Source organism: Alloprevotella sp., assembly GCF_057240785.1.
In genome coordinates this window covers 24,105-48,116 of record NZ_DBHHRH010000035.1, presented here as the reverse complement: position 1 = coordinate 48,116, position 24,012 = coordinate 24,105, and the positions used below count along the sequence as shown (strand labels likewise).

Genomic DNA, 24,012 nt, shown 5'->3' with positions numbered 1-24,012 from the left:
TTATGAGTTCAATACAATTTAATTATTTTGCAGATGAAAAAGGGGAGCAAATTATAAGGCAAGAGCTTTTAGATAGGTTTGGCTCTCTTTATGCAAGGGATTATTTCGGAGAGAATAAAAGTATAATAAAAGAAACAGAAGACTTTCCTAAAATGCCTTTTGAAATTTATTTAACTTGTGAAAAATTGGCTACTCAAATAAATACTTTGTCAGGTAAATTGTCCATTTCTATTTATGATAGCCCTGTTGTTGAATACACACCTTCAAAAATCAGAGACGAAAATGTATACGTTCAAGGTCGTTTAGCTTATTTTGCTGGTAATGAGTTTCCAGAGTTAAAAAAAGAAGTGCAATCCCTATTCAGAAAACTCAAAAAACAGTGTTGGAAAGATAAACAATGGAATGAGTGGGTATTTGAAACTATCGGAGATGAAGCAACGGTCTTTATACCCAATAGGGTTGTTCATCTAAAGAGAGAGTGATGTATCCCGCTTTGGTGAGGATGGAAGGTATTATATCTGGGACATCGGCGAAGACCTGTTCTACCACTTTACCAACACCTCCTATGAGGAAGTACGCCTGCTGAGCCGCATCAGCGACATCAACGGCTTTGAGATCCTGTTCAGATACGACTACAGGGCCAACGCACAGGGCGAAGTGACCTTCAGCCGCGACAAAAAGGGTCGTGTCATTAAAGAAGAGCAGATACTCCCGAACGGAGGCAAGGCAGACAGGATTGCCATTGAGCATGAATATGACCAATGGGGCGGACACTCAGGACTGCGGAGTTCTCTCGGAGCGGAGCAGAATACCTCCTACACCCCACTTGGGGAGACGGAGACCCTCCATGCCCAGCAGTCAGAGGAATCAGACGCTTGGGAAAGCCGTATCCGCTACGATGAGAGGGGACGCGAGATAGAGCGCTTTGCCACGGGTGGCGTGCGCATTACCTCGGAATACGACTTTGCGGGACGTCTGGAGGCAAGGTGTACCTATGCGGGGACGGAATCGCGTGGACACCGCTTCTATGCATGGAGAAGGAACGACAGGTTGCTTTCCATGCGGTCTCACCTGAGGAAGTCTCCCGTGATGTACGACTATGACAGCTTCGGCACCCTTGTCTGTGCATCGCTTGACATGAGCGAGTGTCTCTTCAAGACTCCCGACATCATCGGCAACGTCTATCGGGACAGGGATGCCAGGGGACGTGTCTATGACAGGAGCGGCAGGCTGCTCAAGGATGAGAAGAACTACTATCGCTACGACGGGGAAGGCAATCTTATCCTCAAGAGTACTCGCAATGTCTTGGAGCCTCCCGTGATGCCGCAACCTAAGGATTGGCTTGACAAGCTCTTCACTCGAACCACACCCAATGACAAGGAACTGCGGGCTCATTATGGCTGGCAACAGGGAGACACCGCTTACGAGTGGTACGGCAATGGCATGCTCAAGAGCGTACGCACGCCCGATGGTGCCACCATAAGGTTTGAGTACGACGCCTTGGGCAGGCGTACCCTTAAAGAGACGCACGACGTCTGCCATCGCTATGCCTGGGACGGCAACGTGCTGCTGCATGAGTGGAGCTATGACAGGCGGGAAAAGCCGAGAATGGAGAAAGATGAACTCGGTCGCATCCGCTATGACAAGCCAGAACCGTACACCAATCTCATTACATGGGTGTATGACGGTGGCAGTTATACACCTGTGGCAAAACTCACCGAGGAGGACAGTTACAGCATTGTGCAGGACTATATGGGGACACCTATACAGGCTCTTGACAGCAAGGGAAATGTGGTCTGGGACTGCATCCTTGACATCTATGGGGATGTACTGGAACTCAGAGGAAAACGAGACTTCATACCCTTCCGTTTCCAAGGTCAATACGAAGATGGGGAAACAGGACTGTATTACAACAGGTTCAGGTATTACTCGCCACATACCGGAAACTACATTAGTCAAGACCCGATAGGACTGGCTGGAAACAACCCTACACTGTATGGGTATGTGAGAGATACAAATAGTTGGGTGGATCCACTGGGATTAAATGGCATTGGTCCTTGGGGTGAAAAAGTAGCTGCCAAATACTTACATGGACAAGGACATAAAATTTTAGGTTCAGTTCAAAATGCTTCAGGGCACGGCTTTGATCTTGTTACCAAAACATCAGATGGTTATATAAATATCATTGAGGTAAAGACCAGCCAACATAGATGGAGAAGCAAAAGCAATATGTCAAGATGGACAGATAATAATATTGCTAAGATTTCAGGAAATGCAAATGGTAGATGGACAGACATGCCGGACTATCAACATAATTTGATGGAAACCATAGAAACAGCAAGAGCAAAAGGGAAATTAAAAAACAAGTTACTCCAAATAAATATTGATAAACGTTCAATTAGATTACAATGCAAGTAATGAAAGATAAAATAAATAGGGCGATAAAACATTACAATTATGGTGAAGATACTTCATCGTATGATGATCGCTTTATGCAGAGATACAATCATTTTACAGATAAAGACACTCTTAAAAATTGGAGTCATACAATCTATGGTGTGTTATCTGGTCTTCCTAACAGTACTCATATCAAAGCAAAAAAACTGTTGTTCCAAGGAAGTGATGAATGTTGGGAATATTTTGAAAGAACAGCCGTATTTTGGACTTACGGACATCTTAACGATAAATGGATTGATCATTTAAAAGGTGCGTATGAGTACGCTCTGTACGTAGAACGAACAGATTTAATAAGAAATCTTTTTGAGAAGTCTTTATCATATTTATTAGATGAGGGCAATCTTTCTAATAAAGATTTTATCAATCAAAAAGTTTATCCCAGCACCTTATTACTTCATTTTTTGCTTGAGAAATGGACAGGAAATAGTCAAGTTAAAGACTTGGTTTTAAAGTATGGTGACGGTTATGGTATTTATCAACCCCTCATTGACAATTGGAATGATTTCTCGAATATAAAGTCTGATTATTGGGATGAACTTTGTATGTACCATCTTGACGGCATAGGATTGCAACGTGGTGAAAAATGGGAAAATGAAGAATTTTTAAGCAGTGGTTTAATTCCTATGGAACTAATAAATTTGATTAAGGTTCGAAAAAAAATAGGAATGGATATTCCCATTATAAACAATGCTTTATTCGACAGCAATATGGCTAAAACTCCCATAATACCGACTGGCTATAATGAACATTATGACATGAAGTTTACCCTTGTTGATTTGACTGTCAAAACAAAGAGAAAATATACTTTGCAGGAAGTAGAAGAATATATGAATTTAAAATTTCCAAATGTAAAAATTATGCAGTAATATTTAGAACCTATTTCTTCAAGACAGAGATTACGATTATAATTATTGGGTAATCAATAGGGGGTTACAACTATTAGGCATAAAGGACGCTGTTTCTATGCTTGTGACGGAAACGTGCTGCTGCATGAGTGGGACTATGACAGGCGGGAAAAGCCGAGTATGGAGAAAGATGAACTCGGGCGCATCCGCTATGACAGGCAGGAGCCGTACACCAATCTCATTACATGGGTGTATGATGGTGGTAGTTATACACCTGTGGCAAAGCTCACCGAGGATGATAGTTATACCATCGTGCAAGACTACTTGGGTACGCCTATACAGGCTCTTGACAGCAAGGATAAGGTCGTTTGGGACTGCATTCTTGACATCTACGGGGATATGCTGGAACTCAGAGGTGAGAGGAACTTTATTCCTTTCAGATTCCAAGGACAGTATGAGGATAAAGAAACTGGACTTTATTATAATAGGTTCCGATACTACGACCCAAACATAGGGAATTATATCAGCCAAGATCCGATAGGGCTGGCGGGCGGTAATCCAACTATTTATGGGTATGTTTTCGACCCCAATATACAGATTGACCCATTTGGGTTGGATTGTAAAGCAAATAAAGCACAAGGAAAATTGGCAGAGGACAAGATATACAATGACCTTTTAAATAATCCAAATGTAGTTGTTTTAGATAAACAAGTATATATTAAAACTCCAGGAATGGGAAGAGGACGTTATTCTGATATTCTTATTCAAAATAAAAAAACAGGACAAATTGTCAATGTTGAAGTTAAATCTGGAGGAGCCATTAGGAGTTCTTCGCAGATAGGGAAAGACAATCTAATAAATTCTGGTGGTGGTGTTTTTGGTAAGAATGCACCTTTAGATATGAATGGCAATCCATTAGCTGGAACATCAACCTCTAACGTTACAACAAGCGTAAGAAATGTGCAATTATGGGAAATAGGTATGTAAAATTATTATGGATAAGAAAGATATAATAAATAAAATAGTTGAAACTATTAAGTCAAGCTTTGAAGAAATTGGGTTTAGTTTAAAATCTTCAAACAAGTTCGAGAAAAAAAATGGTAACAGTTTGTATGTTTATGAAATTGGCGTTACAAAATCTGTAACAGGGCATTCATTACATTTAAAACTTTATTTACAGAATAAAGATATAGCAAATGGTGTTAACCAAATTCTAAAAAAGGTTTTAACAGACCCACTCGTGGAATACCCTAAAAATTGGACATCAAAAATAATAGAAGATAGTATTAAGGTTAGGACTTCAAGCAACAATATTTGTGGATTAACTGATTGGAGATTTTTAAAAAAAGATGAACAATCTTTAGAGGCTTTTAATAAAGACTTTTCTATTTGGTTTTCTACATTTGAGAAATTAGAAGACAAAAAAAATTGGAAAGCAGAACTCATTAAAAGTGTGGATTATGCAAAAAAATGGTTTGATTTAGTTGATGATGATTATTATTTAAAAGAAAATACGGATAATGTATCAATGTATTTATTGAAAAGAGAAAATGATATGAAAAAGCTAGAAATCAAATACAATGAAATATACAACAGAGAAAAATCACAAAATCAAGATACAACAGAATTAGAATTATTTTACAAATATCTTCTAAAAGAAGTTTAAAATCAAAGTATCATCAATTGAGACGTTTTTTGCTCTCTTTTCTCCGCTTTTGGCGAAACATCTACATTTTTGTAGCTTTGTCATCTTCTGCTTGATTTTTTCAATAATAGAATGGAGAGATTAGGGTTAAGCGGTCGTAGTGGTACTCTACACCAAAGTATTCAAAATCAATTAGAGGATGATTTAAAAAACTTAGGCAAAAGCGTTGGAACAGAAGGGCAAATTAAATTAGGGAGCGGGTTATCAAGATTTGGCGATGTAGTAGTATATGCAGACGGTACAAAGAAACAAATAATTTGAAGTACATCAAGAGATATCGTACTCGTGGAGGTTTTAGACCATCAGCAATAGAGCGAGGGGCTACTATGGATATTAGGCAAACTTTGGGCGATGATGTAAAGATTGTTTTGCATGATAAAAAACAACGTGTAACACTTATAAACCCTGATAAAGCCGATGATTGGAAAAAGCCGAGTCAAAAACATAGAAAAATTAGTTGTGGTTAATTATGAGTTCAATACAATTTAATTTGCAGATGAAAAAGGGGAGCAAATTATAAGAAAAGCACTCTTAGATAGATTTGGCTCTCTTTATGTAAGGGTCTCTTGGGAAAAAATGGGAATATAGTTGAAAGATTCGTTGAAAATACAACTGATTTTACCCCTTTCATTGGCAAGACGATGTTGCTAACGTCAGATAAAGATAAAACAAACATAATAGAAGACGAAGATAGATTTGTAAGTAACGTGAGTTCGACGAATTTAGAATAACGCAAGCTGTGTATCGAATGTCCTTTGCACATTGATGCACGGCTTCTTTGGGAATAAGCAATATGCAGCAATGGCACTCAGTAAATTGACGATGAAATTGTCGAAGCATCTATGTCTGGAGTGTTCCACTTGAGCAATGTTCTTCAGCTCATCGTTTACCGTTTCTATAATGGCTCTTTTTCTGAGTAAAAGTCTGTCTGAAACGCTCATTAAAGCTCCTTTCATGTTACTTTTCAATTTGGTAATAAGTTGTATTCCGTCAACGAAAAGCCTTTGAAAGAGGTTCTTACTGATGTACCCCTTGTCACCGACCAGCTTACCATGTATAAACTCTACAAAAGCTTGATACTCCAAAGGTTTACGGTCATCAATATCTCCCGGCGTTATCATAAAGTTGAGAAGCTCTCCTTTCTCATTACAAATCAAATGCAATTTGAAACCGAAGAACCACCCCATAGAGCTTTTCCCTCTTTGAGCTATGCCTTTGAAAACTTTGTGAATATGTATTCTTTGGTTTTTACAAACACGCAGTGGTGTGCTGTCAACGAAGCTTATGCCCGTGCATTTGCCCAACAATACTTTCTTGATAAACAAAGCGAGTGGAATGACAACCTCCCTTTCCAATTCTACTATACGGTTGTATGAGACAACTTTAGGAAACAAATGACGCAGATGCTTACATACTTTTTCAAGATAGAAATGTTTAAAGCAGCGATAACCAGAGTCATGAAAAAGAATCATTATTAGCATGACTTCTGCCTTTGACATCGTGGAATCACGATGATAATTTCTTTTTTCCAGTAGGTTTTAGCGTATATTTTGCCACCATTGCATCAAAAAACTTGCAGAAATCATCTGCCATACAAAATATTTCAGTAACTTTATCCTCGGTAATCATAGCGATTTTTGTTTGTAATTATTTGTATTTCAACACCTTAAAATTACAACAAATTTCGCTAATCACCAAATTTATAGACACTTATAATTCGTCGAACTCACGTTATTTTAGATAAATGAAATATTATAATATTTTAATGGCTTTGCTTTTTGTTTTTCACAGCTGCAAGAATACTGGTCAATTTCAAAAGAATGTTATTAAACCTAATACATATAGTGTTAAAGAAATTGATTCTTTGTATGGAGCCCCTAAGGATATTGCCTCATATTTAATAACAGAACAGCATGATGAGTTTAGGACTGCTGTCCTAAACTGTTTTACAAAATCACAACGACTCAGTCGCAGCATAAAAGTAATGGAGTACACTTGGCAAACCCATTCAGATAGTTTACTCACTGTTTGGTATCTTCCTTCTATGGATTCGCTTCAAGTATTATGTCATTTAGAATACTCTATTTATAACCTTTATTAAAATCAACTCTTTATAATAAGAGAAGTATTATTTTAAGGACTTAAAGGTGATATGAACATTTGGGAATATATCTATGTCAAGTTTTATAAAGTTCGTAGACGTGTGGTTGGAAAACGCTTGGTGAAGAATATACTGTGATGTTATTTATAGCATCTTTAGATTGTTTATGGTAGCCACCTTTAATCGTTGACACTTAGCCCTCCAGATTATTCTTTAATCAAATGCTGCAATGAAGAATCATTTTTAATTCTTTCTATTTCTGAATAAACCAGCAAAAGACGTTTTAGCCCCAGACAAACTTTCATTGGTCCTGCATCAAAATCAAGGAGATAAGATTATGCTATTAAAAGAGATTGCATATTGGACATATTATTTTTTATCAAAAAATAAGAGCTACGGAAAATCTGCAGATACTCGCATAGACTCAGCCTTAATTGTTTCTGTCTTATTATTTGTAAATATACTTACTATAGTTTATATCGCAGAACAGCATATAGGATTAAATATATTACAACATCTACCCATAAAAAGCAGAAATGATTTACTTTCATGGGTATGGTCTGTCATAATAATCCTGCCAATAGTAATATACATGCATAGATGCTATTTCAGGAAGTCAAGAATATCCCATCTTGTTGATGAATATCAGGAGAAAAGTCCTAAGCGTCTATTTTTGGGAAAAGTCTTTTTTGTTTTTTATTGTAGTTCAACATGGATAATATTTTTCTATGCTGTAATATAATCTTTTCTCATTAAAAAAACTTTATTGAAGATTACTGTTTAATCAAATGAGAAAGTAATGTGTCATTTTAACCCTTTCCATTTCTGAATCAACCAGCGAGAGTATTTCTTGCTTTACCTTACGATAGTTGGCTTCAATAGTCTCTTTGAGATTATCGGAGCCATCTTTATTTTTGAAGTCCACTATCATAGGTATAGACTGGTATGTTTTCACTTCAGCGGAAATTTTGGTTGAGTCCACGACTATCTCCGCATGAAAAATCTTCTGGTCGATGCGTTCATCGAAGTTATCGGACACTGCTCCTACAAACATTCCTTGCGTGAGGTTTGAAATTTTACTTGCAGGAATAAGACTATCCATTTGTGTGGAGATAGAGGTAGACTTGTCGTTTCGATTGATGGTCATAGACTGCCGTTGCTGGAGAACCTTTCCAAACCGTTCGGAAAGTGTCTTGGCTGTTTCTCCTACCACTTGCCCGGAGGATACGTTACCTACAGTGTTCTGTATTACTTTGCTCTCCTTATCGCCATAGTCACGGGTGAGCTGTGAAAAGTCCTGAAAGCCCAAACATACAGCAACTTTATTGCTTCGTGCAGTAGCTATGAACTCCAATTCGGTTTAAGAAACGCTCTTTCATGAGTTTCTTAAACCGAATTGGAGTTACCAAATATTATTGGCGATAAGGTAAGTATTATCATTGATGCAGAGTTCTCCCCAGAAAAGAAGTAAAATAAAAGCAAAGACAAGTATTTCCCTGCTAACAATCTAGCAGTCAACGCATTAAAAAAAGTAATGTATTACTCGGTAAAACATCACCTTTTTTGCAGCAAAAGATGATGTTTTTTTTAGCTATCCATTGCTTTTTAAAGTTTGGTAGTATGCTTCTTTCTCCAGCTTTTTGTGTAGCTCATCCTAACTTGCCTAAAGAAGCGTTAGTGCTTTAAATAAGTATGCTCATCCATTTCTTCCTCATCTTTGTTTCTCACGTTGCCAAAGAATGTCTGTAAACAATAACTACGGATAACCCCACGATGAGGTTATCCGTAGCCATTCTATAGGTTTAATAAAAAGTGAGTGTATCTTTTTTATTAAAAATCTACCTGAAGATGAGTAAACTTTTCGCCTAACTTCTTTAAGAAATGACGTCCTGTAGCAGCTGCAATGAGCTTCTTATTGAAAGAATAAAGCATATACTTCTCTTGTGTAGGATAAAACTCTGTACACAACGATAGCTCTTTAACTCCTCCATTGTCTGGGAATGAAAGCGTAAAGAATGCTGCAGTAGCACTTAATTGCTTTCTTGCTACAGGATCATCACAAGGAGTAATCTTAGCTTCTGCTAAACGATCGTTCTCAAAAATATAGTGGTTTTTAACCTCTTCACTCTTATCTAGCTCTATAATGTGCAATCCGTCTTCTGCTAATATCAAAGGAGTTGCGACATAAACTGTTCTAAACTTCACCATTCCTAAGGTACACAATCCATATAGAAAGTCCTTAAAACCATTCTTCATATGCTCCTTTGTACCTGGTGCATGAAACAAACAGCTTGCTGCAAGAACTTGTTTTCCATCTAATTGCTTTAGACAGTCTTTAAGTTCTGAGGAATAAAAGTCTGTAATCTCTTGCTCGGTAATGTTCTTAACACGGTTATCTAAGTCTGCTTGAGTATAACCTTTTGCACCGAAGAACTTACTGTAAAAGAAACTAAAAGCAAACGCTACAACGATGAAAACTGCGATAAAGATAATTTGTGTAGTAGGCATAATAATAATTTTTGTAATTTATAATTTCGTTGGCTCTTTTATGTCATCATCTTTGCCACAAAAAGACCCAGCAATAGGAATTCCTATGAGTATAATAAGTAAAAGCTTAGCTCCCCAGCGTGTGTACCAACTAAGACTCAGCTTTTCTTCCACATCAACACCTTTTTTCTTAAGAATTTCTTTCACCTTTTGCTCCTCTTGAGGAGACTTAAAATCGTAGATTAACTGGTTTTCCTTATCATAAAGAACTATTTTAGGCTCCTCTTCTATATAGAGAGGAAGAATATAAGCAATATTAAACTCCTTATGATATCGCGCAATATCTAGCTTATCTTCTCCTTCATAGAGGCTGTCTTGCTTAGAAGTAGTGTATATAACGTCCACTACATCTCGGCTACCAAAGGGTATTTTAAGCTTTGCTTCGCTCTTAATTGAAAGAAAAAGGAAGATAAAGAATAGAGCATAAGCTTTGATGGAAAAAGTACTTTTCACTTGTTTTTAATTTAGCTTGAATATAGGGTTATTTAAGTTTGATGCATTATACATAGTTGTAAATTTAGTTATTAGCAAAAATTAGTATCATTTTAAGGCAATGATATACCAAAAAAAATAAAACAAAAAGTGCTATGACTATCGAACACAAAATTACAGAAAGATTTTACTATACAGCTTTTTCTGTAAGATTTTTTATGAAATAATAGCAAAACATATGCTAAAACCTACCAAAAAGGGAATATGGCATAAGTGACAAAAAGAGACCTAAAACTGCTTGTATCCCCTTTATCTATACGGGGTATGAGCCTTTAAAAAGGCTTGAATGAATACTTTTCTCCTTTCTTTGCTAATCCCCTTATGCAGATCTAGTTTTGCCTTCAAAGTAGAGTTGAGTGCTTCTAATTCATTATTTGTATTTGGCATATGCAATTCGGAAGTACAAGAGATTTTAGGTCTCTTTTTGTCATATAAGCCAAAAACAAAATGGAGGATTTGAAAGTTACTCAAAAAGTTTATAGAAATAAAAAGCCCCGCACATCACTGTGCAGGGCTAAAATATGCAATAGAGAATTGTGTCGATTATTCAGCTGCTGCTTCTTCAGCAGGAGTTTCAGTTGCAGGTGCTTCAGCGGCTGCAGCCTTACGGCTACGACGTGTACGCTTTGCCTTCTTCTCTTCCTTAGCCATGTTTTCATCGTAGTCAACGAGTTCGATGAAAGCCATGTCGGCACCATCACTCTGGCGGAAGCCGAGCTTGATGATACGAGTGTAGCCACCGGGACGGTTAGCCACTTTCTCAGAGATATTCTTGAACAATTCAGTAACAGCGAATTTGTCCTTCAAATAGCTGAAGACAACGCGGCGAGAGTTCGTTGTGTCGTTCTTACTCTTGGTGATGAGCGGCTCAACGTACTTCTTCAGAGCCTTAGCCTTGGCGAGAGTCGTAGTGATTCTTTTGTGCTGGATCAGAGAAACTGCCATATTGGCAAGCATTGCGCTTCTGTGGGATGCAGTACGACTCAGATGGTTGAATTTTTTATTATGTCTCATTTTTTTGAATGTTGGTTGTTGCGTCGAGTGAGGGCTTTGGCCTTAGCTTAGGCCTCTCAGCAGATTGCAAACAACGGTGGAGTTTACGGACAACTTTTGTCGTTCAATTAATCGTTGTCCAATTTGTAAAGGGTTGTGTCCATCCCGAACGACAGATTCTTGCTCTCGAGCAAATCATCAAGCTCAGTGAGTGATTTCTTACCGAAGTTGCGGAACTTGAGGAGGTCAGACTTATTGAACTGAACGAGATCGCCCAAAGTTTCAACATCGGCTGCCTTGAGACAGTTGAGTGCACGAACTGAAAGATTCAGATCGGCGAGCTTCTGCTTGAGGAGCTGACGCATCTTGAGGGTGTTCTCATCAATCGGTGGATTGTCTACACTTGTTGAGTTGCTCGCGGTGATACTCTCATCGGAGAACAGAGCGAAGTGGTAGATCAGAATTTTTGCTGCTTCCTTCAGCGCATCTTTTGGCTGGATGGAACCATCCGTGGTGATTTCAAGCACAAGCTTGTCGTAGTCGGTCTTTTGCTCAACACGATACGGTTCAACGCTGTACTTAACATTGCGGATGGGAGTGTAGATGGAGTCGATGGCTATCTGATGGATATCAGAGCAATAGTCGCGGTTTTCATCAGCGGGGACATAACCACGGCCTTTGTTGACAGTCAGTTCGATGGTCATCGAGGCTTTCGAATCTAAATGACAAATCACTAAATCAGGATTTAACACTTCAAATCCGTTGAGATGGATATCACCAGCCTTGAACTCCGTGGAGTTGGAGATGGTTAGCTGGGTCTTCTCAGTGTCGTACTCTTCTACCAGTTTCTTGAAACGTACTTGCTTCAAGTTAAGGATGATGTTGGTTACATCCTCGCTGACTCCAGGCACGGTAGCAAACTCATGCTCAACACCTTCGATCTTGATGGTATTGATGGCATAGCCTTCGAGAGAGGAGAGCAGGATGCGACGGAGGGCATTTCCGACAGTGGTACCGAAGCCCGTTTCCAAAGGACGAAGTTCGAATTTTCCGTACTTATCGTCGCTTTCCAACATGATCACTTTGTCAGGTTTTTGAAATGCTAATATCGCCATTAATTCTTTTTATTTAGGATTTTGGGTAAAGCCTTTTCAGGCTATGAGACAAATCGATAAAGATTTGCCAAAAGTTTCCTCCTCTCCTCCCCTCCAAAAAAAGAGGGGAAGGGAGAAAGGCTTTTTAGTTCTTAGAGTACAACTCGACAATCAGCTGCTCCTTGATGTTCTCAGGGATGTCAGCACGTTCGGGCATGTGCAGAAGTTTGCCACCCTTAACGCTTTCGTCCCATTCGATCCAAGGATACTTGCTGTGGTTGAAGCCTGCCAAAGAGTCTGCAACTACTTCGAGACTCTTAGACTTCTCACGTACAGCGACGATCTGACCAGGTTTTACACTGTAAGAAGCAATGTTCACTACTTGACCATCAACAGTGATGTGCTTGTGGTTTACAAGCTGACGAGCTGCTGCACGAGTAGGAGCGATACCCAGGCGATATACAACATTGTCAAGACGGCATTCGAGATTCTGAAGGAGAATTTCACCTGTAATGCCGCTGGTTGCTGCTGCCTTATCAAACATGTTACGGAACTGACGTTCAAGAACACCATAAGTGTATTTAGCCTTCTGCTTCTCAGCAAGCATGACACCGTACTCAGAGCTCTTACGACGGCGACCATTGCCGTGCTGGCCGGGAGGGAAATTACGCTTTGCGAGAACTTTATCAGCACCGAAGATAGCCTCGCCGAAACGACGTGCGATGCGAGACTTAGGACCTGTATATTTTGCCATTTTTTTTAATTTTAGCTTTTAATATAACAATTCAACTTGCTACTGGAATTATACCTTTCTTCTCTTCGGAGGACGGCAGCCATTGTGGGGCAGCGGAGTAACGTCGATAATCTCGGTAACTTCAATACCTGCACCATGGATGGCACGGATAGCAGATTCACGACCATTGCCGGGACCCTTAACGTAAGCTTTCACCTTACGAAGACCGAGGTCGAAAGCTACCTTGGCGCAATCCTGTGCTGCCATCTGAGCAGCGTACGGAGTGTTCTTCTTGGAACCACGAAAGCCCATCTTACCAGAACTTGACCAGCTGATAATCTGACCTTCACTGTTCGACAAGGAAACGATAATATTATTGAAAGAGCTGTGAACGTGAAGCTGACCCATTGCGTCAACCTTTACGTTACGCTTCTTAGCTGCAACTGTTTTCTTTGCCATAATCAATTATTATTTAGTAGCCTTTTTCTTGTTTGCAACGGTCTTTTTGCGACCCTTACGAGTACGAGCGTTGTTTTTCGTGCTCTGGCCGCGTACAGGAAGACCTGCACGGTGACGGATACCACGGTAGCAACCGATGTCCATGAGACGCTTAATGTTCATCTGAATTTCGCTGCGGAGGTCACCCTCTACTTTGTATTCAGCACCAATAATCTCACGAATCTTTGCTGCTTGGTCATCAGTCCAATCCTTTACTTTAATGTCCCTGTCAATACCGGCTTTATCCAAGATTTTAGCCGCGCTACTACGACCTAATCCGTAGATATAGGTCAGGGCGATTTCGCCTCGCTTGTTCTGAGGCAGATCGACACCAACAATTCTTATTGCCATATACTTGTTTTATTACTTTGCGAAAACTGATTAACCCTGACGTAATTTCATCTTAGGGTTCTTCTTGTTAATCACATACAGACGACCCTTACGACGTACAATCTTGCAATCGGCGGATCGTTTCTTCAAGGATGCTCTTGTTTTCATTATTATTTTGCTTTTTTATTTATATCGGAAAACGATTCTACCTTTTGAAAGGTCGTAGGGACTCATTTCCACTTTTACCTTGTCTCCGGGAAGGATCTTGATGTAATGCATACGCATCTTTCCTGAGATGTGGGCTGTTATTTCATGCCCATTCTCCAACTCTACGCGGAACATTGCATTGCTCAATGCTTCAACAATTGTTCCATCTTGTTCTATCGCTAACTGCTTAGACATATTAATGTTTTATTCTTTCTATTTGTTCTACTTCTTCGAATGATGAGAGAATATCGGCTTTGCCATGGTGAATAGCTATGGTGTGCTCATAATGTGCAGCACTTTTGCCATCGCGCGTCTTTACGCTCCAACGGTCGGGCAATAGATATGAGGAAGCTTTTCCTTCTGTTATCATTGGCTCTATGGCGATGCAAAGTCCATTGGAGATTGCGAGGCCTGTGCCTGCTGTCCCGTAATTAGGAACCATGGGGTCTTCGTGCATTTTCTTTCCTATACCATGACCGGCATACTGTCGGACGACACCGTATCCATATTGCTGGACATGATGCTGCACTGCGCATCCTATATCTCCTAAGCGGTTGCCTACAATGGCTTGTTCGATTCCTTTATAAAGGCTTTCTTTCGTTACTGAAAGTAATTTTTTGTTTTCTGCTTTCACTTCACCTACACAAAATGTGTAACATGAATCTCCACAGAAGCCTTCGAGGAGAACTCCGCAATCCACCGAGACTATATCACCATTCTTCAATGGTTTATCGTCTGGAATACCATGAACGATTGTGTCGTTAACTGAGGTACAAATGGATGCAGGAAAGGCGGGGCCAAAAGGATTAGGACATCCCTTAAAACTTGGGACCGCGCCATTGTCGCGAATGAAATGTTCAGCCAAGGTGTCCATCTCTCGGGTGGTTACACCCGGCTGAACAATTTTTGCGATTTCCGCAAGAGTTGCTGCTACAAGCTGATTTGCTTTTCGCAGCGCCTCTATCTCATCTTCCGTTTTCAGATATATCATCCGAATCGGTTTAAATGGAAATTTTCTTAATATGCTGCTACGCTTGAACGATTGCGTGTGTGCCCAGCGTTGAGCAAGCCGTCGTAATGGCGGACAAGCATGTAGCTCTCAATCTGCTGAAGAGTATCGATAACAACACCGACAAGAATCAACAATGAGGTACCACCAAAGAACTGAGCGAAACCTTGCTTAACACCGAAGAGTACAGCAAATGCAGGAAGAACTGCAATCAACGCAATGAAAAGAGAACCAGGGAAGGTAATCCTTGTCATAACTGTGTCGATATAATCTGCCGTAGCTTTACCGGGCTTTACACCAGGGATAAAACCGCTGTTACGTTTCATATCTTCAGCCATCTGCACGGGATTCATCGTGATAGCCGTGTAGAAATAAGTGAAGAGAACAATCAAGATAACATAGATGATGTTGTAAGGAAGGCTAAATTGATCAGAGAGAAGATGTCCTACTGGGTTTGAACCATCCTTAGAGAACGCCATAATCATGGTGGCGGGGATAAACATAATGGCTTGAGCGAAGATAATCGGCATTACGTTGGCTGCAAATAGCTTCAACGGAATGTACTGACGTGCTCCGCCAAACTGACGGTTACCCTCGATACGCTTTGCATATTGAACCGGAACCTTGCGAGTAGCCTTTACAAGCAGGATAGACAGTGCCATAACGAAGAGCAGAGCGATAAGTTCGAAAAGGAACATTATCAAGCCACCACCTTCTGCTCCAGAGATAGAAGATGTGAGCTGCTCAAAAATAGCACCAGGGAAGCGTGCAATAATACCGATCATAATGATGAGAGAAACACCGTTTCCTACACCTTTGTCGGTTATACGCTCACCCAACCATAGGATGAACATGCTGCCTGCAGCAAGGATAATCGTAGACGAGAACATAAACCAGAACGTATCACCAACCATGAAAGCACCACTCTGGCCCACTTGTGAACGAAGGTTTATCATATAGGTAGGAGCTTGGAACAAAAGAATTGCTATCGTCAACCAACGAGTGTATTGATTGATTTTTCTCTGTCCGCTCTCACCGTCACGTTGCATCTTCTGGAAATACGGTACGGCTACAGCCAAAATCTGAATAATAATGGATGCAGAGATGTAAGGCATAATACCAAGGCCAAATACTGACGCATGAGAGAATGCACCACCTGAGAACATATTCAACAGGGACATCAAACCGTTTTCCGTTTGACTCTGCAGAGCTGCAAGACGAGTTGGATCAATGCCTGGCAGTACTACAAAAGAGCCAAAACGATAGATGGCAATGAACAGGAGAGTAATGAGGAGTCGCGTACGCAAATCCTCAATTCTCCAGATGTTCTTTAGAGTCTCGATTATTTTTTTCATAATTAGATCTTAGTTGCGGTTCCACCAACTGCCTGAATAGCAGCTTCTGCAGTCTTGGAGAAGGCGTTAGCCTCTACAGCCAACTTAGCCTTGAGGTCGCCATTACCAAGAATCTTTACTAACTGCTTAGAGGAGATGAAACCTGCAGCAATCAGTTCTTCGCGACCAATCTTCTCTAAATTCTTCTGCTCAGCGAGAGCCTGCAGAACACTGAGGTTAATGGCCTTGTATTCAACGCGGTTGATATTCTTGAAGCCGAACTTCGGCAAGCGACGCTGCAACGGCATCTGACCACCTTCGAAGCCAATCTTCTTGTGGTAACCAGAACGCGACTTAGCACCCTTGTGACCACGAGTAGAAGTGCCTCCCATGCCAGAGCCTGGACCACGACCTACTCGTTTATCATGATGCGTAGAGCCATTCGCGGGTTTTAAAGTATGTAATTTCATGACTTTCTGTTTGTTTTTACTGTTCAACAATCTCAACCAGATGGCTTACCTTGCGAATCATACCGCGCATTACGGGGTTATCCTCAACCTCTACAGTGCGATATAATTTCTTCAGGCCCAGTGCATCAAGTGTACTTTTCTGGTCTTTAGGAGCATGAATTCTGCTCTTAATCTGCTTTACTTTTATTGTTGCCATAGTCGAATTATCCTCTGAATACTTTATCCAATGAAACACCGCGCTGCTTAGCAACTGTACGTGCATCACGCATATTGCTCAAGGCAGCGATTGTTGCCTTCACAAGGTTGTGAGGGTTTGAAGAGCCTTTCGACTTTGCCAGAACGTCTTTGATACCTACGCTGTCGAGTACGGCACGCATAGCGCCACCTGCCACAACACCAGTACCTTCAGATGCCGGAAGGATGATAACTTCTGCACCACCATAGTGAGCTGTCATCTCGTGAGGAACTGTACCTTTGAGTACAGGAACCTGAACGAGGTTCTTCTTTGCAGCTTCAACGCCCTTAGCGATGGCTGCAGAAACTTCACCAGCCTTGCCGAGGCCCAGACCGATAACGCCTTTACCATCACCAACTACTACGATAGCAGCAAACGTGAACGTACGACCACCTTTAGTAACCTTTGTTGTACGATTGATAGCAACCAGTCTATCCTTTAATTCTTCGCTATTAACATTTACTCTGTTTGCCATAATCTTTAGAATTTAAGTCCACCTTTGCGGGCACCATCTGCCACCTGTTTTACACGACCGTGATAGAGATAACCATTACGGTCAAAAACAACCGTAGTGATACCTGCTGCGATGGCTTTTGCTGCTACAGCTTCACCAACTTTCTCTGCCTGCTCTTGTTTGGGCATGGCTTCAAAACCGAGAGAAGAAGCGCTAACAAGCGTCTTCTGAGCTTCATCATCGATAATCTGTGCATAGATCTGCTTGTTGCTGCGGAACACGCTCAGACGGGGACGAGCCGCAGAACCAGAGATCTTATTGCGTACCCGATATTTGATTTTAATGCGACGTTGTTCTTTTCTTGTAGTCATAATCTTATTCTATTAAAATTACTTAGCACCGGCTGCCTTACCACTCTTGCGGCGGATCTGCTCACCGATATACAGAATACCTTTTCCTTTATAAGGTTCAGGCATACGGAAAGAACGAATTTTGGCGCAAACCATGCCGAGCAACTGCTTATCGCAGGACTCTAGGCTAATATACGGGTTCTTGTTTCTTTCGCTCTTAGTCTCAACCTTGATTTCAGCAGGAACTTGGAGGAAGATGCTGTGAGTAAAACCGAGAGAGAATTCAATCAAGTTGCCTTGATTAGATACACGGTAACCAACACCTACGAGCTCCATCTCTTTCTTATAGCCTTCGCTAACACCAACAACCATGTTATTAACCAATGCACGATAGAGGCCATGGAAAGCCTGCTTCTGCTTTTGGTCTACATCGCTGTTCTCGTTGATAGCGAAAGTAATCTGACCTTCTTCAAGGGAAACTGAGATAGCGGGATTAACCGTCTGAGACAGCTCACCCTTCGGACCCTTAACGGTCACTACATTATCCTTGACGTCAACTGTAACGCCAGCAGGAATGTTAATCGGCAATTTACCTATTCTAGACATGTTAACCTCCTAATTAATATACATAGCAAAGAACTTCGCCACCAATCTTCTCAGCGGATGCTTCCTTGTTTGTCATTACACCTTTGGAAGTGGATACGATTGCAATACCCAATCCGTTGATAACTCTCGGCATTTCGCGGTAGCCTGTATACTTACGCATACCAGGACGAGAAACTCGCTGCAAGCTCTGAATAGCACTTGCCTTTGTTTCAGGCTCATACTTGAGAGCGATTTTGATTGTTCCCTGAGGACCATCTTCTACAAACTTGTAGTTGAGGATGTAACCTTTCTCGAAGAGAATCTTCGTGATGTCCTTCTTCAGGTTTGATGCGGGCACTTCAACCACACGATGCTTAGCCTGGATGGCGTTGCGCAACCGCGTCAGAAAATCTGCTATTGGATCTGTCATTTGTTTGGTTGTTTAATTAATCGGGACTATCCCGACAATATTAAATAATAATAAAAAGGAATTTACCAGCTTGCTTTCTTTACGCCAGGGATAAGACCGCTAGAAGCCATCTCGCGGAATTGGATACGAGACAAGCCGAAGAGACGGATATAGCCTTTGGGGCGCCCCGTCAACTTGCAACGGTTGTGCAAGCGGATAGGATTAGCATTGCGGGGGATAGCCTGCAGCTTACGAGCTGCCTCGTAAGCTTCTACAGGATCCTGCGATTTGTTAACAATCTCCTTCAACGCTGCACGCTTCTTTGCGTATTTGGCTACCAGTTTAGCACGCTTTACTTCGCGTGCTTTCATTGATTCTTTTGCCATATTTTAATTAGTTGTTTTTAGCGTTATTAAAGGGAAGACCGAATTCTTTGAGCAGAGCGAAACCTTCTTCATCGGTAGCTGCAGTGGTAACGAACGTGATGTTCATACCTGTCATGCGTTCAATTGTATCGATGTTAATTTCTGGGAAGATAATCTGCTCTTGAATACCGAGTGTATAGTTACCACGGCCATCGAGCTTACTTGCGATACCCTTAAAGTCACGGATACGGGGCAGAGCCACGCGAACCAGACGCTCAAGGAATTCGTACATACGCTCACCACGGAGAGTAACCATAACACCGATAGGCATCTTCTTACGAAGCTTGAAGTTTGCAACGTCCTTCTTAGAAACTGTTGCAACAGCCTTCTGACCAGTGATTGTTGACAATTCGTTCAAAGCTACGTCAATGACTTTTTTGTCGGCTGTTGCCAAACCAAGTCCCTCGTTGATGACGATTTTAGTCAGACGGGGAATCTGCATCGTTGACTTGTAGTTAAACTTATTCATCAGAGCCGGTGCAATGCGCTCTGCATATTCTTTTTTAAGACTTGCTGTATTGCTCATTACTTGATCTCCTCTCCTGATTTTTTAGCGAAGCGAACCAACTTACCAGCCTCATTCAGGCGGCGGCCGATACGTGTAGGAGTTTTTCCATCTTTAGGATCAACCACGTTAAGGTTCGAAATATGAATTGGGGCCTCCATCGTAACGATGCCACCCTGCGGATTTTTGGCACTCGGCTTCTGGCTTTTAGAAACCATATTGAGACCTTCTACGATAGCGCGTTGCTTGTCAACGAGTACGCGGACAACCTTGCCCGTCTTACCCTTTGCTTTACCTGCGTTTACGTATACGGTATCGCCTTTTTTAATATGTAACTTAGTCATTACTGTTTCTGTTTACTTTGAATTAAAGAACTTCAGGTGCCAAAGAAACGACTTTCATGTTCGTTGCACGGAGTTCACGGGCAACAGGACCGAAGATACGACTACCGCGGATTTCGCCAGCATTATTCAGAAGAACGCAAGCGTTGTCATCGAAACGGATGTATGAACCATCGGGACGACGAATTTCCTTCTTAGTGCGTACAATCAAAGCCTTGGAAACAGCACCTTTTTTCAGGTCACTTGAAGGGATGATGTTGTGAACAGCCACAACAATAACATCACCTACAGAAGCGTAGCGACGGCGAGTACCACCCAGCACACGGATGCAGACTGCTTCACGAGCACCGCTATTGTCAGCTACGTTCAATTTACTTTCAACTTGGATCATAATTACTTAGCTCTTTCTACGATTTTAACAACTCTCCAACGCTTTGATTTGCTAAGAGGGCGGGTTTCCATGATCAGGACAGTATCGCCTTCATTGCAATCGTTCTCCTCGTTATGAGCATAGAACTTTTTCGTTTTAGAGATAAACTTACCATAAATCGGGTGTTTCTCCTTAAACTTTGCTGCAACAACAATTGTCTTGTCCATCTTGTTGCTGACAACAACACCCTGTCTTGTCTTTCTTAAATTTCTAGCTTCCATTCTGGACTATTATTTATTGTTGAGTTCGTTTTCGCGCAACACCGTTTTGATCTTGGCAATCGTACGACGAGCCTCTTTAATCTGCGCGGGATTTTCCAGAGGAGAAACGCTGTGATTGAGCAGCATCTGGTTGTATTTTTCAACCTCTGCGTCAAGGCGCTCCTGGAGCTCATTGGCTGCAATTTTACGGATTTCTGCTATTTTCATAATCAAGCGTTTTTATCGTAATCGTGTCTTACAACAAATTTGGTAGTAACGGGAAGCTTCTGTGCTGCAAGGCGAAGAGCTTCTTTAGCTACTTCGAAGGGAACGCCTTCGATTTCGAAGATAATGCGACCTGGAGTGATAGGGAAAACGTATCCAACGGGATCACCTTTACCCTTACCCATACGTACGTCAGCAGGCTTCTTAGTGATAGGTTTGTCAGGGAAGATGCGAATCCAGCTCTGACCTTCACGCTGCATATAACGCGTCATTGCGATACGAGCAGCTTCGATTTGGCGACCGGTGAGCCAGTGCGTATCGAGGCTCTTGATGCCGAAACTACCAAATGCCAGCTGGTTACCACGCTGTGCATTACCTTTGCAACGGCCTTTTTGCGGTCTTCTGTATTTTGTTCTTTTCGGTTGTAACATAATACTCTAAAGAAATTAACGGTTGTTGTTTCTGTTGCCACGGAAACGACGACGATCGCGGCGATCGCCACCTTCGCGACGGCCGGTCTCCTTCTCAGGAGTAAAGTTTGGCTGGAGGTCACGTTTGCCATAAACGATGCCACGGCAAATCCAAACCTTGATACCAATCAGACCTACCTTCGTAAGAGCTGCTGTCTGGCAGTAGTCGATGTCTGCGCGGAGGGTGTGCAGCGGAGTGCGACCTTCCTTAAACATTTCCTTACGTGCCATTTCTGCGCCATTCAGACGGCCAGAAACTTGTACCTTAATACCTTCGGCACCCATGCGCATAGCATTAGCAACAGCCATTTTGATGGCGCGACGATATGCTACTTTACCTTCAATCTGGCGAGCGATGCTTTGGCCAACGATGTTTGCATCGAGATCCGGCTTGCGCACTTCGAAGATGTTAATCTGTACGTCCTTATCTGTGATTTTCTTAAGTTCTTCCTTGAGCTTGTCAACTTCCTGACCACCCTTACCAATGATGATGCCCGGACGAGCGGTGCATACAGTAATCGTAATGAGTTTTGGGGTACGCTCGATCACGATGCGTGAAACGCTGGCTTTAGCAAGACGTGCATCGAGATACTTACGGAGTTTGCTATCTTCGAGAATACGATCGCCGAAGTTAGAACCGCCGAACCAGTTAGAATCCCAACCACGAATAATTCCAAGTCGGTTACTTATCGGATTTACTTTTTGTCCCATACTTCTTTTCGATTAATCATTAGTTTTAGTTCCTACGTGAAGAGTCACGTGGTTTGAACGTTTGCGAATTCTGTAACCGCGACCTTGAGGTGCTGGACGCATACGCTTCAGCGTTACGCCTTCGTCAACAAAAACCTTGGTGATAAACAATTCGCCATCCTCTGCCTTGCGGTCGTTCTTCTGCTCCCAGTTAGCGATTGCACTGCGAAGAAGTTTTTCAACATCCAAGCTTGCTGCTTTCTTAGAGAAGCGGAGAGTTGCCAATGCGCGGTTTACTTCCATGCCGCGAACCATGTCAACGACGTAGCGCATTTTGCGGGGAGAGGAGGGAACATTTCGCAGTGAAGCGAAATATTGGGTCTTCAGGGCTTCTTTTCTAGCGTTAGCCGCTAATTTTTTTCTTGCTCCCATTTATCTTTTTACTTTTTATTACTGGATTGAAAGCCTATCGTTTGTTACCAGCGTGACCACCAAACTTACGTGTCGGTGCAAATTCACCGAACTTGTGGCCTACCATGTTCTCGGTAACATAGACGGGAATGAATTTATTGCCGTTATGAACTGCTACAGTGTGACCGACGAAGTCGGGAGAAATCACTGATGCGCGAGCCCATGTTTTAACAACGCTCTTCTTGCCACTTTCGTTCATGGCGAGAATCTTCTTCTCGAGAGAAACTGCGATGTACGGACCTTTTTTAAGTGAACGACTCATACTTTAATCTTTAGGTTACTTTTTACGTCTTTCGATAATGTACTTGTTCGACTGCTTCTTCGGAGCTCTTGTCTTCAAGCCCTTAGCATACAAACCGGTACGTGAACGTGGGTGTCCACCACTCTGGCGGCCTTCACCACCACCCATTGGGTGATCAACAGGGTTCATAACAACACCACGGTTGTGAGGACGACGACCCAACCAGCGTGAACGACCTGCCTTACCGGAGGATTCAAGAGCATGATCAGAATTGCCGACGCTACCAATCGTAGCCTTGCAAGCACCTAAGATTCTACGAGTTTCACCGCTAGGTAACTTGATAACACAATAGTCACCTTCGCGTGATGTCAGCTGTGCGAAGTTACCTGCACTACGAACGAGCAATGCGCCCTGACCCGGACGGAGCTCAATGTTGTGAACAACGGTACCTACGGGGATGTTCTTCAAAGGAAGAGCATTACCAACTTCGGGAGCTGCTTCAGCACCAGACATGAGCTGGTCGCCTACTTTCAATCCATTAGGAGCGATAATGTAACGCTTTTCACCGTCTGCGTAGAACAAAAGAGCGATACGAGCTGAACGGTTCGGATCGTATTCGATTGTTTTAACGACTGCGGGTACACCATCTTTCTCACGTCGGAAGTCGATGAAGCGATATTTTCTCTTGTGGCCACCGCCGAGGTAACGCATGGTTTCCTTACCGACGTTGTTGCGACCACCGCTTACACGCTTACCGTAAACGAGAGATTTTTCTGGTACGGATGCAGTAATTTCTTCGAACGTACCAATAACTTTGTGTCTCTGGCCCGGTGTAGTGGGCTTAAATTTACGTACTGCCATCAGTTATTTAGATATTGCTATAAAAATCGATAGTTTCGCCCTCTTTCAGGGTTACGATTGCCTTCTTAAAGGCGTTGCTACGACCACGTACGAGACCAGCACGAGTATAACGTGACTTGTTCTTACCAGCATAAACCATAGTGTTAACTGCTGTGACGTGAACATTGTAGCGAGCTTCAATCTCTGACTTAATCTGGACTTTATTTGCTTCGGGCTTTACGATGAAGCCGAACTTATTTTCCTTCTCTGTCAGAGCCGTCATCTTCTCAGTGACGATAGGTTTGATAATGAATGCCATATCTTAC

General features: G+C 41.8%; 37 protein-coding genes and 2 pseudogenes. 8 read left to right on the top strand and 31 right to left on the bottom strand.

Features of this window, described 5'->3' with window-relative positions:
* Positions 1–2: 2 nt before the first annotated feature.
* The 7 genes from ACO4R2_RS08275 (at position 3) to ACO4R2_RS08245 (ending at position 5,474) form a co-directional block, all read left to right on the top strand.
* On the top strand, positions 3–482 hold the full coding sequence (locus ACO4R2_RS08275; protein ID WP_484769850.1) for a hypothetical protein: 480 nt from the start codon (positions 3–5) through the stop codon (positions 480–482).
* Between the two features lie 175 nt (positions 483–657).
* Positions 658–2,418 (top strand): RHS repeat domain-containing protein, encoded by a 1,761-nt coding sequence (locus ACO4R2_RS08270; protein ID WP_484769849.1) that lies wholly within the window; start codon positions 658–660, stop codon positions 2,416–2,418.
* Positions 2,418–3,323: a hypothetical protein gene (locus ACO4R2_RS08265; RefSeq protein ID WP_484769848.1), complete on the top strand. Its 906-nt coding sequence runs from the start codon at positions 2,418–2,420 to the stop codon at positions 3,321–3,323. The genes ACO4R2_RS08270 and ACO4R2_RS08265 overlap by 1 nt, the downstream gene beginning before the upstream one ends.
* A gap of 159 nt (positions 3,324–3,482) precedes the next feature.
* Complete coding sequence (locus tag ACO4R2_RS08260) at positions 3,483–4,289, top strand: RHS repeat domain-containing protein (protein WP_484769847.1); 807 nt, start codon at positions 3,483–3,485, stop codon at positions 4,287–4,289.
* 7 nt (positions 4,290–4,296) lie between these two features.
* Positions 4,297–4,968 carry a hypothetical protein gene (locus ACO4R2_RS08255; protein ID WP_484769846.1) on the top strand — a complete coding sequence of 224 codons (672 nt, stop codon included), beginning with the start codon at positions 4,297–4,299 and terminating at the stop codon, positions 4,966–4,968.
* A 111-nt stretch (positions 4,969–5,079) separates the two neighbouring features.
* The gene (locus ACO4R2_RS08250; RefSeq protein ID WP_484769845.1) at positions 5,080–5,268 is read left to right on the top strand and encodes a hypothetical protein; all 189 of its coding nucleotides are present in this window, start codon (positions 5,080–5,082) and stop codon (positions 5,266–5,268) included.
* Entirely contained in the window at positions 5,265–5,474 is a 210-nt protein-coding gene (locus ACO4R2_RS08245; protein ID WP_484769844.1) for a hypothetical protein, read from the top strand. The genes ACO4R2_RS08250 and ACO4R2_RS08245 overlap by 4 nt, the downstream gene beginning before the upstream one ends.
* 255 nt (positions 5,475–5,729) lie before the next feature.
* On the opposite strand, the pseudogene ACO4R2_RS08240 reads toward ACO4R2_RS08245, so the two are convergent.
* Positions 5,730–6,636 (bottom strand): annotated as a pseudogene (locus ACO4R2_RS08240) (IS982 family transposase).
* Between the two features lie 115 nt (positions 6,637–6,751).
* On the opposite strand from ACO4R2_RS08240, the gene ACO4R2_RS08235 reads away from it, so the two are divergent.
* The gene (locus ACO4R2_RS08235) at positions 6,752–7,108 is read left to right on the top strand and encodes a hypothetical protein (protein WP_484769843.1); all 357 of its coding nucleotides are present in this window, start codon (positions 6,752–6,754) and stop codon (positions 7,106–7,108) included.
* A gap of 773 nt (positions 7,109–7,881) precedes the next feature.
* Here the strand turns inward: ACO4R2_RS08235 and ACO4R2_RS08230 are convergent.
* The 30 genes and pseudogenes from ACO4R2_RS08230 to rplW form a co-directional block, all read right to left on the bottom strand.
* Positions 7,882–8,453: pseudogene (locus tag ACO4R2_RS08230) on the bottom strand (TraM recognition domain-containing protein); the annotation flags it as partial.
* A 485-nt stretch (positions 8,454–8,938) separates the two neighbouring features.
* On the bottom strand, positions 8,939–9,616 hold the full coding sequence (locus ACO4R2_RS08225; protein WP_484769842.1) for a hypothetical protein: 678 nt from the start codon (positions 9,614–9,616) through the stop codon (positions 8,939–8,941).
* 18 nt (positions 9,617–9,634) lie between these two features.
* Positions 9,635–10,108 carry a hypothetical protein gene (locus ACO4R2_RS08220; protein ID WP_347719652.1) on the bottom strand — a complete coding sequence of 158 codons (474 nt, stop codon included), beginning with the start codon at positions 10,106–10,108 and terminating at the stop codon, positions 9,635–9,637.
* A 582-nt stretch (positions 10,109–10,690) separates the two neighbouring features.
* Entirely contained in the window at positions 10,691–11,161 is a 471-nt protein-coding gene (rplQ, locus tag ACO4R2_RS08215) for a 50S ribosomal protein L17 (RefSeq protein ID WP_484769841.1), read from the bottom strand.
* A gap of 107 nt (positions 11,162–11,268) precedes the next feature.
* Complete coding sequence (locus ACO4R2_RS08210) at positions 11,269–12,255, bottom strand: DNA-directed RNA polymerase subunit alpha (RefSeq protein WP_311491183.1); 987 nt, start codon at positions 12,253–12,255, stop codon at positions 11,269–11,271.
* Between the two features lie 124 nt (positions 12,256–12,379).
* Positions 12,380–12,988, bottom strand: a complete 609-nt coding sequence (gene rpsD / locus ACO4R2_RS08205) for a 30S ribosomal protein S4 (protein ID WP_347719650.1) — start codon at positions 12,986–12,988, stop codon at positions 12,380–12,382.
* Between the two features lie 48 nt (positions 12,989–13,036).
* Positions 13,037–13,426 (bottom strand): 30S ribosomal protein S11, encoded by a 390-nt coding sequence (rpsK, locus tag ACO4R2_RS08200; protein ID WP_009348431.1) that lies wholly within the window; start codon positions 13,424–13,426, stop codon positions 13,037–13,039.
* A 9-nt stretch (positions 13,427–13,435) separates the two neighbouring features.
* Entirely contained in the window at positions 13,436–13,816 is a 381-nt protein-coding gene (rpsM, locus tag ACO4R2_RS08195; RefSeq protein WP_311491185.1) for a 30S ribosomal protein S13, read from the bottom strand.
* Between the two features lie 30 nt (positions 13,817–13,846).
* Positions 13,847–13,963 carry a 50S ribosomal protein L36 gene (gene rpmJ / locus ACO4R2_RS08190; RefSeq protein WP_083823602.1) on the bottom strand — a complete coding sequence of 39 codons (117 nt, stop codon included), beginning with the start codon at positions 13,961–13,963 and terminating at the stop codon, positions 13,847–13,849.
* Between the two features lie 15 nt (positions 13,964–13,978).
* On the bottom strand, positions 13,979–14,197 hold the full coding sequence (gene infA / locus ACO4R2_RS08185; RefSeq protein ID WP_009348429.1) for a translation initiation factor IF-1: 219 nt from the start codon (positions 14,195–14,197) through the stop codon (positions 13,979–13,981).
* A gap of 1 nt (position 14,198) precedes the next feature.
* On the bottom strand, positions 14,199–14,993 hold the full coding sequence (map, locus tag ACO4R2_RS08180; RefSeq protein ID WP_484769840.1) for a type I methionyl aminopeptidase: 795 nt from the start codon (positions 14,991–14,993) through the stop codon (positions 14,199–14,201).
* Between the two features lie 26 nt (positions 14,994–15,019).
* A complete protein-coding gene (secY, locus tag ACO4R2_RS08175) occupies positions 15,020–16,366 on the bottom strand; it encodes a preprotein translocase subunit SecY (protein WP_347719648.1) in 1,347 nt (448 codons plus the stop codon).
* A 2-nt stretch (positions 16,367–16,368) separates the two neighbouring features.
* Entirely contained in the window at positions 16,369–16,815 is a 447-nt protein-coding gene (gene rplO, locus ACO4R2_RS08170; protein ID WP_311491188.1) for a 50S ribosomal protein L15, read from the bottom strand.
* 16 nt (positions 16,816–16,831) lie between these two features.
* Complete coding sequence (gene rpmD / locus ACO4R2_RS08165) at positions 16,832–17,011, bottom strand: 50S ribosomal protein L30 (protein WP_311491189.1); 180 nt, start codon at positions 17,009–17,011, stop codon at positions 16,832–16,834.
* 7 nt (positions 17,012–17,018) lie between these two features.
* Entirely contained in the window at positions 17,019–17,525 is a 507-nt protein-coding gene (rpsE, locus tag ACO4R2_RS08160; RefSeq protein ID WP_009348424.1) for a 30S ribosomal protein S5, read from the bottom strand.
* Between the two features lie 5 nt (positions 17,526–17,530).
* Entirely contained in the window at positions 17,531–17,875 is a 345-nt protein-coding gene (gene rplR, locus ACO4R2_RS08155; protein ID WP_311491190.1) for a 50S ribosomal protein L18, read from the bottom strand.
* A gap of 18 nt (positions 17,876–17,893) precedes the next feature.
* Positions 17,894–18,460 (bottom strand): 50S ribosomal protein L6, encoded by a 567-nt coding sequence (gene rplF / locus ACO4R2_RS08150; protein ID WP_311491191.1) that lies wholly within the window; start codon positions 18,458–18,460, stop codon positions 17,894–17,896.
* A gap of 13 nt (positions 18,461–18,473) precedes the next feature.
* Entirely contained in the window at positions 18,474–18,869 is a 396-nt protein-coding gene (gene rpsH, locus ACO4R2_RS08145; RefSeq protein WP_311491192.1) for a 30S ribosomal protein S8, read from the bottom strand.
* A 62-nt stretch (positions 18,870–18,931) separates the two neighbouring features.
* Positions 18,932–19,234 carry a 30S ribosomal protein S14 gene (gene rpsN / locus ACO4R2_RS08140; RefSeq protein WP_009348420.1) on the bottom strand — a complete coding sequence of 101 codons (303 nt, stop codon included), beginning with the start codon at positions 19,232–19,234 and terminating at the stop codon, positions 18,932–18,934.
* 7 nt (positions 19,235–19,241) lie between these two features.
* Complete coding sequence (gene rplE / locus ACO4R2_RS08135; protein WP_009348419.1) at positions 19,242–19,799, bottom strand: 50S ribosomal protein L5; 558 nt, start codon at positions 19,797–19,799, stop codon at positions 19,242–19,244.
* Positions 19,799–20,122, bottom strand: coding sequence for a 50S ribosomal protein L24 (gene rplX / locus ACO4R2_RS08130; RefSeq protein WP_311491193.1), 324 nt, complete (start codon positions 20,120–20,122; stop codon positions 19,799–19,801). The genes rplE and rplX overlap by 1 nt, the downstream gene beginning before the upstream one ends.
* Positions 20,123–20,144: 22 nt before the next feature.
* Positions 20,145–20,510 (bottom strand): 50S ribosomal protein L14, encoded by a 366-nt coding sequence (gene rplN / locus ACO4R2_RS08125; protein ID WP_311491194.1) that lies wholly within the window; start codon positions 20,508–20,510, stop codon positions 20,145–20,147.
* Positions 20,511–20,512: 2 nt separating this feature from the next.
* The gene (rpsQ, locus tag ACO4R2_RS08120; protein WP_311491195.1) at positions 20,513–20,770 is read right to left on the bottom strand and encodes a 30S ribosomal protein S17; all 258 of its coding nucleotides are present in this window, start codon (positions 20,768–20,770) and stop codon (positions 20,513–20,515) included.
* A gap of 9 nt (positions 20,771–20,779) precedes the next feature.
* Positions 20,780–20,977 (bottom strand): 50S ribosomal protein L29, encoded by a 198-nt coding sequence (rpmC, locus tag ACO4R2_RS08115; protein ID WP_009348415.1) that lies wholly within the window; start codon positions 20,975–20,977, stop codon positions 20,780–20,782.
* A gap of 2 nt (positions 20,978–20,979) precedes the next feature.
* Positions 20,980–21,405: a 50S ribosomal protein L16 gene (rplP, locus tag ACO4R2_RS08110; RefSeq protein ID WP_009348414.1), complete on the bottom strand. Its 426-nt coding sequence runs from the start codon at positions 21,403–21,405 to the stop codon at positions 20,980–20,982.
* Positions 21,406–21,420: 15 nt separating this feature from the next.
* Positions 21,421–22,155 carry a 30S ribosomal protein S3 gene (rpsC, locus tag ACO4R2_RS08105; protein WP_311491196.1) on the bottom strand — a complete coding sequence of 245 codons (735 nt, stop codon included), beginning with the start codon at positions 22,153–22,155 and terminating at the stop codon, positions 21,421–21,423.
* A gap of 12 nt (positions 22,156–22,167) precedes the next feature.
* Positions 22,168–22,566 (bottom strand): 50S ribosomal protein L22, encoded by a 399-nt coding sequence (gene rplV / locus ACO4R2_RS08100; protein ID WP_311491197.1) that lies wholly within the window; start codon positions 22,564–22,566, stop codon positions 22,168–22,170.
* Between the two features lie 34 nt (positions 22,567–22,600).
* Entirely contained in the window at positions 22,601–22,867 is a 267-nt protein-coding gene (gene rpsS, locus ACO4R2_RS08095; RefSeq protein WP_009348411.1) for a 30S ribosomal protein S19, read from the bottom strand.
* Positions 22,868–22,882: 15 nt separating this feature from the next.
* On the bottom strand, positions 22,883–23,707 hold the full coding sequence (rplB, locus tag ACO4R2_RS08090) for a 50S ribosomal protein L2 (protein WP_311491198.1): 825 nt from the start codon (positions 23,705–23,707) through the stop codon (positions 22,883–22,885).
* Positions 23,708–23,714: 7 nt separating this feature from the next.
* Entirely contained in the window at positions 23,715–24,005 is a 291-nt protein-coding gene (gene rplW, locus ACO4R2_RS08085) for a 50S ribosomal protein L23 (protein WP_311491199.1), read from the bottom strand.
* Between the last annotated feature and the right edge of the window lie 7 nt (positions 24,006–24,012).

Excerpts from the sequence above, each read along its gene's own strand:
- infA (WP_009348429.1), bottom strand. The coding sequence starts at position 14,197 with ATGTCTAAGCAGTTAGCGATAGAACAAGATGGAACAATTGTTGAAGCA.
- ACO4R2_RS08235 (WP_484769843.1), top strand. The coding sequence starts at position 6,752 with ATGAAATATTATAATATTTTAATGGCTTTGCTTTTTGTTTTTCACAGC.
- rpsE (WP_009348424.1), bottom strand. The coding sequence starts at position 17,525 with ATGGCAAACAGAGTAAATGTTAATAGCGAAGAATTAAAGGATAGACTG.
- rpsK (WP_009348431.1), bottom strand. The coding sequence starts at position 13,426 with ATGGCAAAGAAAACAGTTGCAGCTAAGAAGCGTAACGTAAAGGTTGAC.
- rplO (WP_311491188.1), bottom strand. The coding sequence starts at position 16,815 with ATGAAATTACATACTTTAAAACCCGCGAATGGCTCTACGCATCATGAT.
- ACO4R2_RS08260 (WP_484769847.1), top strand. The coding sequence starts at position 3,483 with ATGGAGAAAGATGAACTCGGGCGCATCCGCTATGACAGGCAGGAGCCG.
- rpsC (WP_311491196.1), bottom strand. The coding sequence starts at position 22,155 with ATGGGACAAAAAGTAAATCCGATAAGTAACCGACTTGGAATTATTCGT.
- rpsS (WP_009348411.1), bottom strand. The coding sequence starts at position 22,867 with ATGAGTCGTTCACTTAAAAAAGGTCCGTACATCGCAGTTTCTCTCGAG.
- rplR (WP_311491190.1), bottom strand. The coding sequence starts at position 17,875 with ATGACTACAAGAAAAGAACAACGTCGCATTAAAATCAAATATCGGGTA.
- rplX (WP_311491193.1), bottom strand. The coding sequence starts at position 20,122 with ATGACTAAGTTACATATTAAAAAAGGCGATACCGTATACGTAAACGCA.
- rpmJ (WP_083823602.1), bottom strand. The coding sequence starts at position 13,963 with ATGAAAACAAGAGCATCCTTGAAGAAACGATCCGCCGATTGCAAGATT.
- rplV (WP_311491197.1), bottom strand. The coding sequence starts at position 22,566 with ATGGGAGCAAGAAAAAAATTAGCGGCTAACGCTAGAAAAGAAGCCCTG.
- rplF (WP_311491191.1), bottom strand. The coding sequence starts at position 18,460 with ATGTCTAGAATAGGTAAATTGCCGATTAACATTCCTGCTGGCGTTACA.
- rplB (WP_311491198.1), bottom strand. The coding sequence starts at position 23,707 with ATGGCAGTACGTAAATTTAAGCCCACTACACCGGGCCAGAGACACAAA.
- ACO4R2_RS08250 (WP_484769845.1), top strand. The coding sequence starts at position 5,080 with ATGGAGAGATTAGGGTTAAGCGGTCGTAGTGGTACTCTACACCAAAGT.
- rplW (WP_311491199.1), bottom strand. The coding sequence starts at position 24,005 with ATGGCATTCATTATCAAACCTATCGTCACTGAGAAGATGACGGCTCTG.
- rplE (WP_009348419.1), bottom strand. The coding sequence starts at position 19,799 with ATGAGCAATACAGCAAGTCTTAAAAAAGAATATGCAGAGCGCATTGCA.
- rpsD (WP_347719650.1), bottom strand. The coding sequence starts at position 12,988 with ATGGCAAAATATACAGGTCCTAAGTCTCGCATCGCACGTCGTTTCGGC.
- ACO4R2_RS08265 (WP_484769848.1), top strand. The coding sequence starts at position 2,418 with ATGAAAGATAAAATAAATAGGGCGATAAAACATTACAATTATGGTGAA.
- rpsQ (WP_311491195.1), bottom strand. The coding sequence starts at position 20,770 with ATGGAAGCTAGAAATTTAAGAAAGACAAGACAGGGTGTTGTTGTCAGC.
- rpmD (WP_311491189.1), bottom strand. The coding sequence starts at position 17,011 with ATGGCAACAATAAAAGTAAAGCAGATTAAGAGCAGAATTCATGCTCCT.
- rplQ (WP_484769841.1), bottom strand. The coding sequence starts at position 11,161 with ATGAGACATAATAAAAAATTCAACCATCTGAGTCGTACTGCATCCCAC.
- rpsN (WP_009348420.1), bottom strand. The coding sequence starts at position 19,234 with ATGGCAAAAGAATCAATGAAAGCACGCGAAGTAAAGCGTGCTAAACTG.
- rpsH (WP_311491192.1), bottom strand. The coding sequence starts at position 18,869 with ATGACAGATCCAATAGCAGATTTTCTGACGCGGTTGCGCAACGCCATC.
- ACO4R2_RS08255 (WP_484769846.1), top strand. The coding sequence starts at position 4,297 with ATGGATAAGAAAGATATAATAAATAAAATAGTTGAAACTATTAAGTCA.
- ACO4R2_RS08275 (WP_484769850.1), top strand. The coding sequence starts at position 3 with ATGAGTTCAATACAATTTAATTATTTTGCAGATGAAAAAGGGGAGCAA.
- secY (WP_347719648.1), bottom strand. The coding sequence starts at position 16,366 with ATGAAAAAAATAATCGAGACTCTAAAGAACATCTGGAGAATTGAGGAT.
- ACO4R2_RS08225 (WP_484769842.1), bottom strand. The coding sequence starts at position 9,616 with ATGCCTACTACACAAATTATCTTTATCGCAGTTTTCATCGTTGTAGCG.
- rplP (WP_009348414.1), bottom strand. The coding sequence starts at position 21,405 with ATGTTACAACCGAAAAGAACAAAATACAGAAGACCGCAAAAAGGCCGT.
- rpmC (WP_009348415.1), bottom strand. The coding sequence starts at position 20,977 with ATGAAAATAGCAGAAATCCGTAAAATTGCAGCCAATGAGCTCCAGGAG.
- ACO4R2_RS08210 (WP_311491183.1), bottom strand. The coding sequence starts at position 12,255 with ATGGCGATATTAGCATTTCAAAAACCTGACAAAGTGATCATGTTGGAA.
- rplN (WP_311491194.1), bottom strand. The coding sequence starts at position 20,510 with ATGATCCAAGTTGAAAGTAAATTGAACGTAGCTGACAATAGCGGTGCT.
- map (WP_484769840.1), bottom strand. The coding sequence starts at position 14,993 with ATGATATATCTGAAAACGGAAGATGAGATAGAGGCGCTGCGAAAAGCA.
- rpsM (WP_311491185.1), bottom strand. The coding sequence starts at position 13,816 with ATGGCAATAAGAATTGTTGGTGTCGATCTGCCTCAGAACAAGCGAGGC.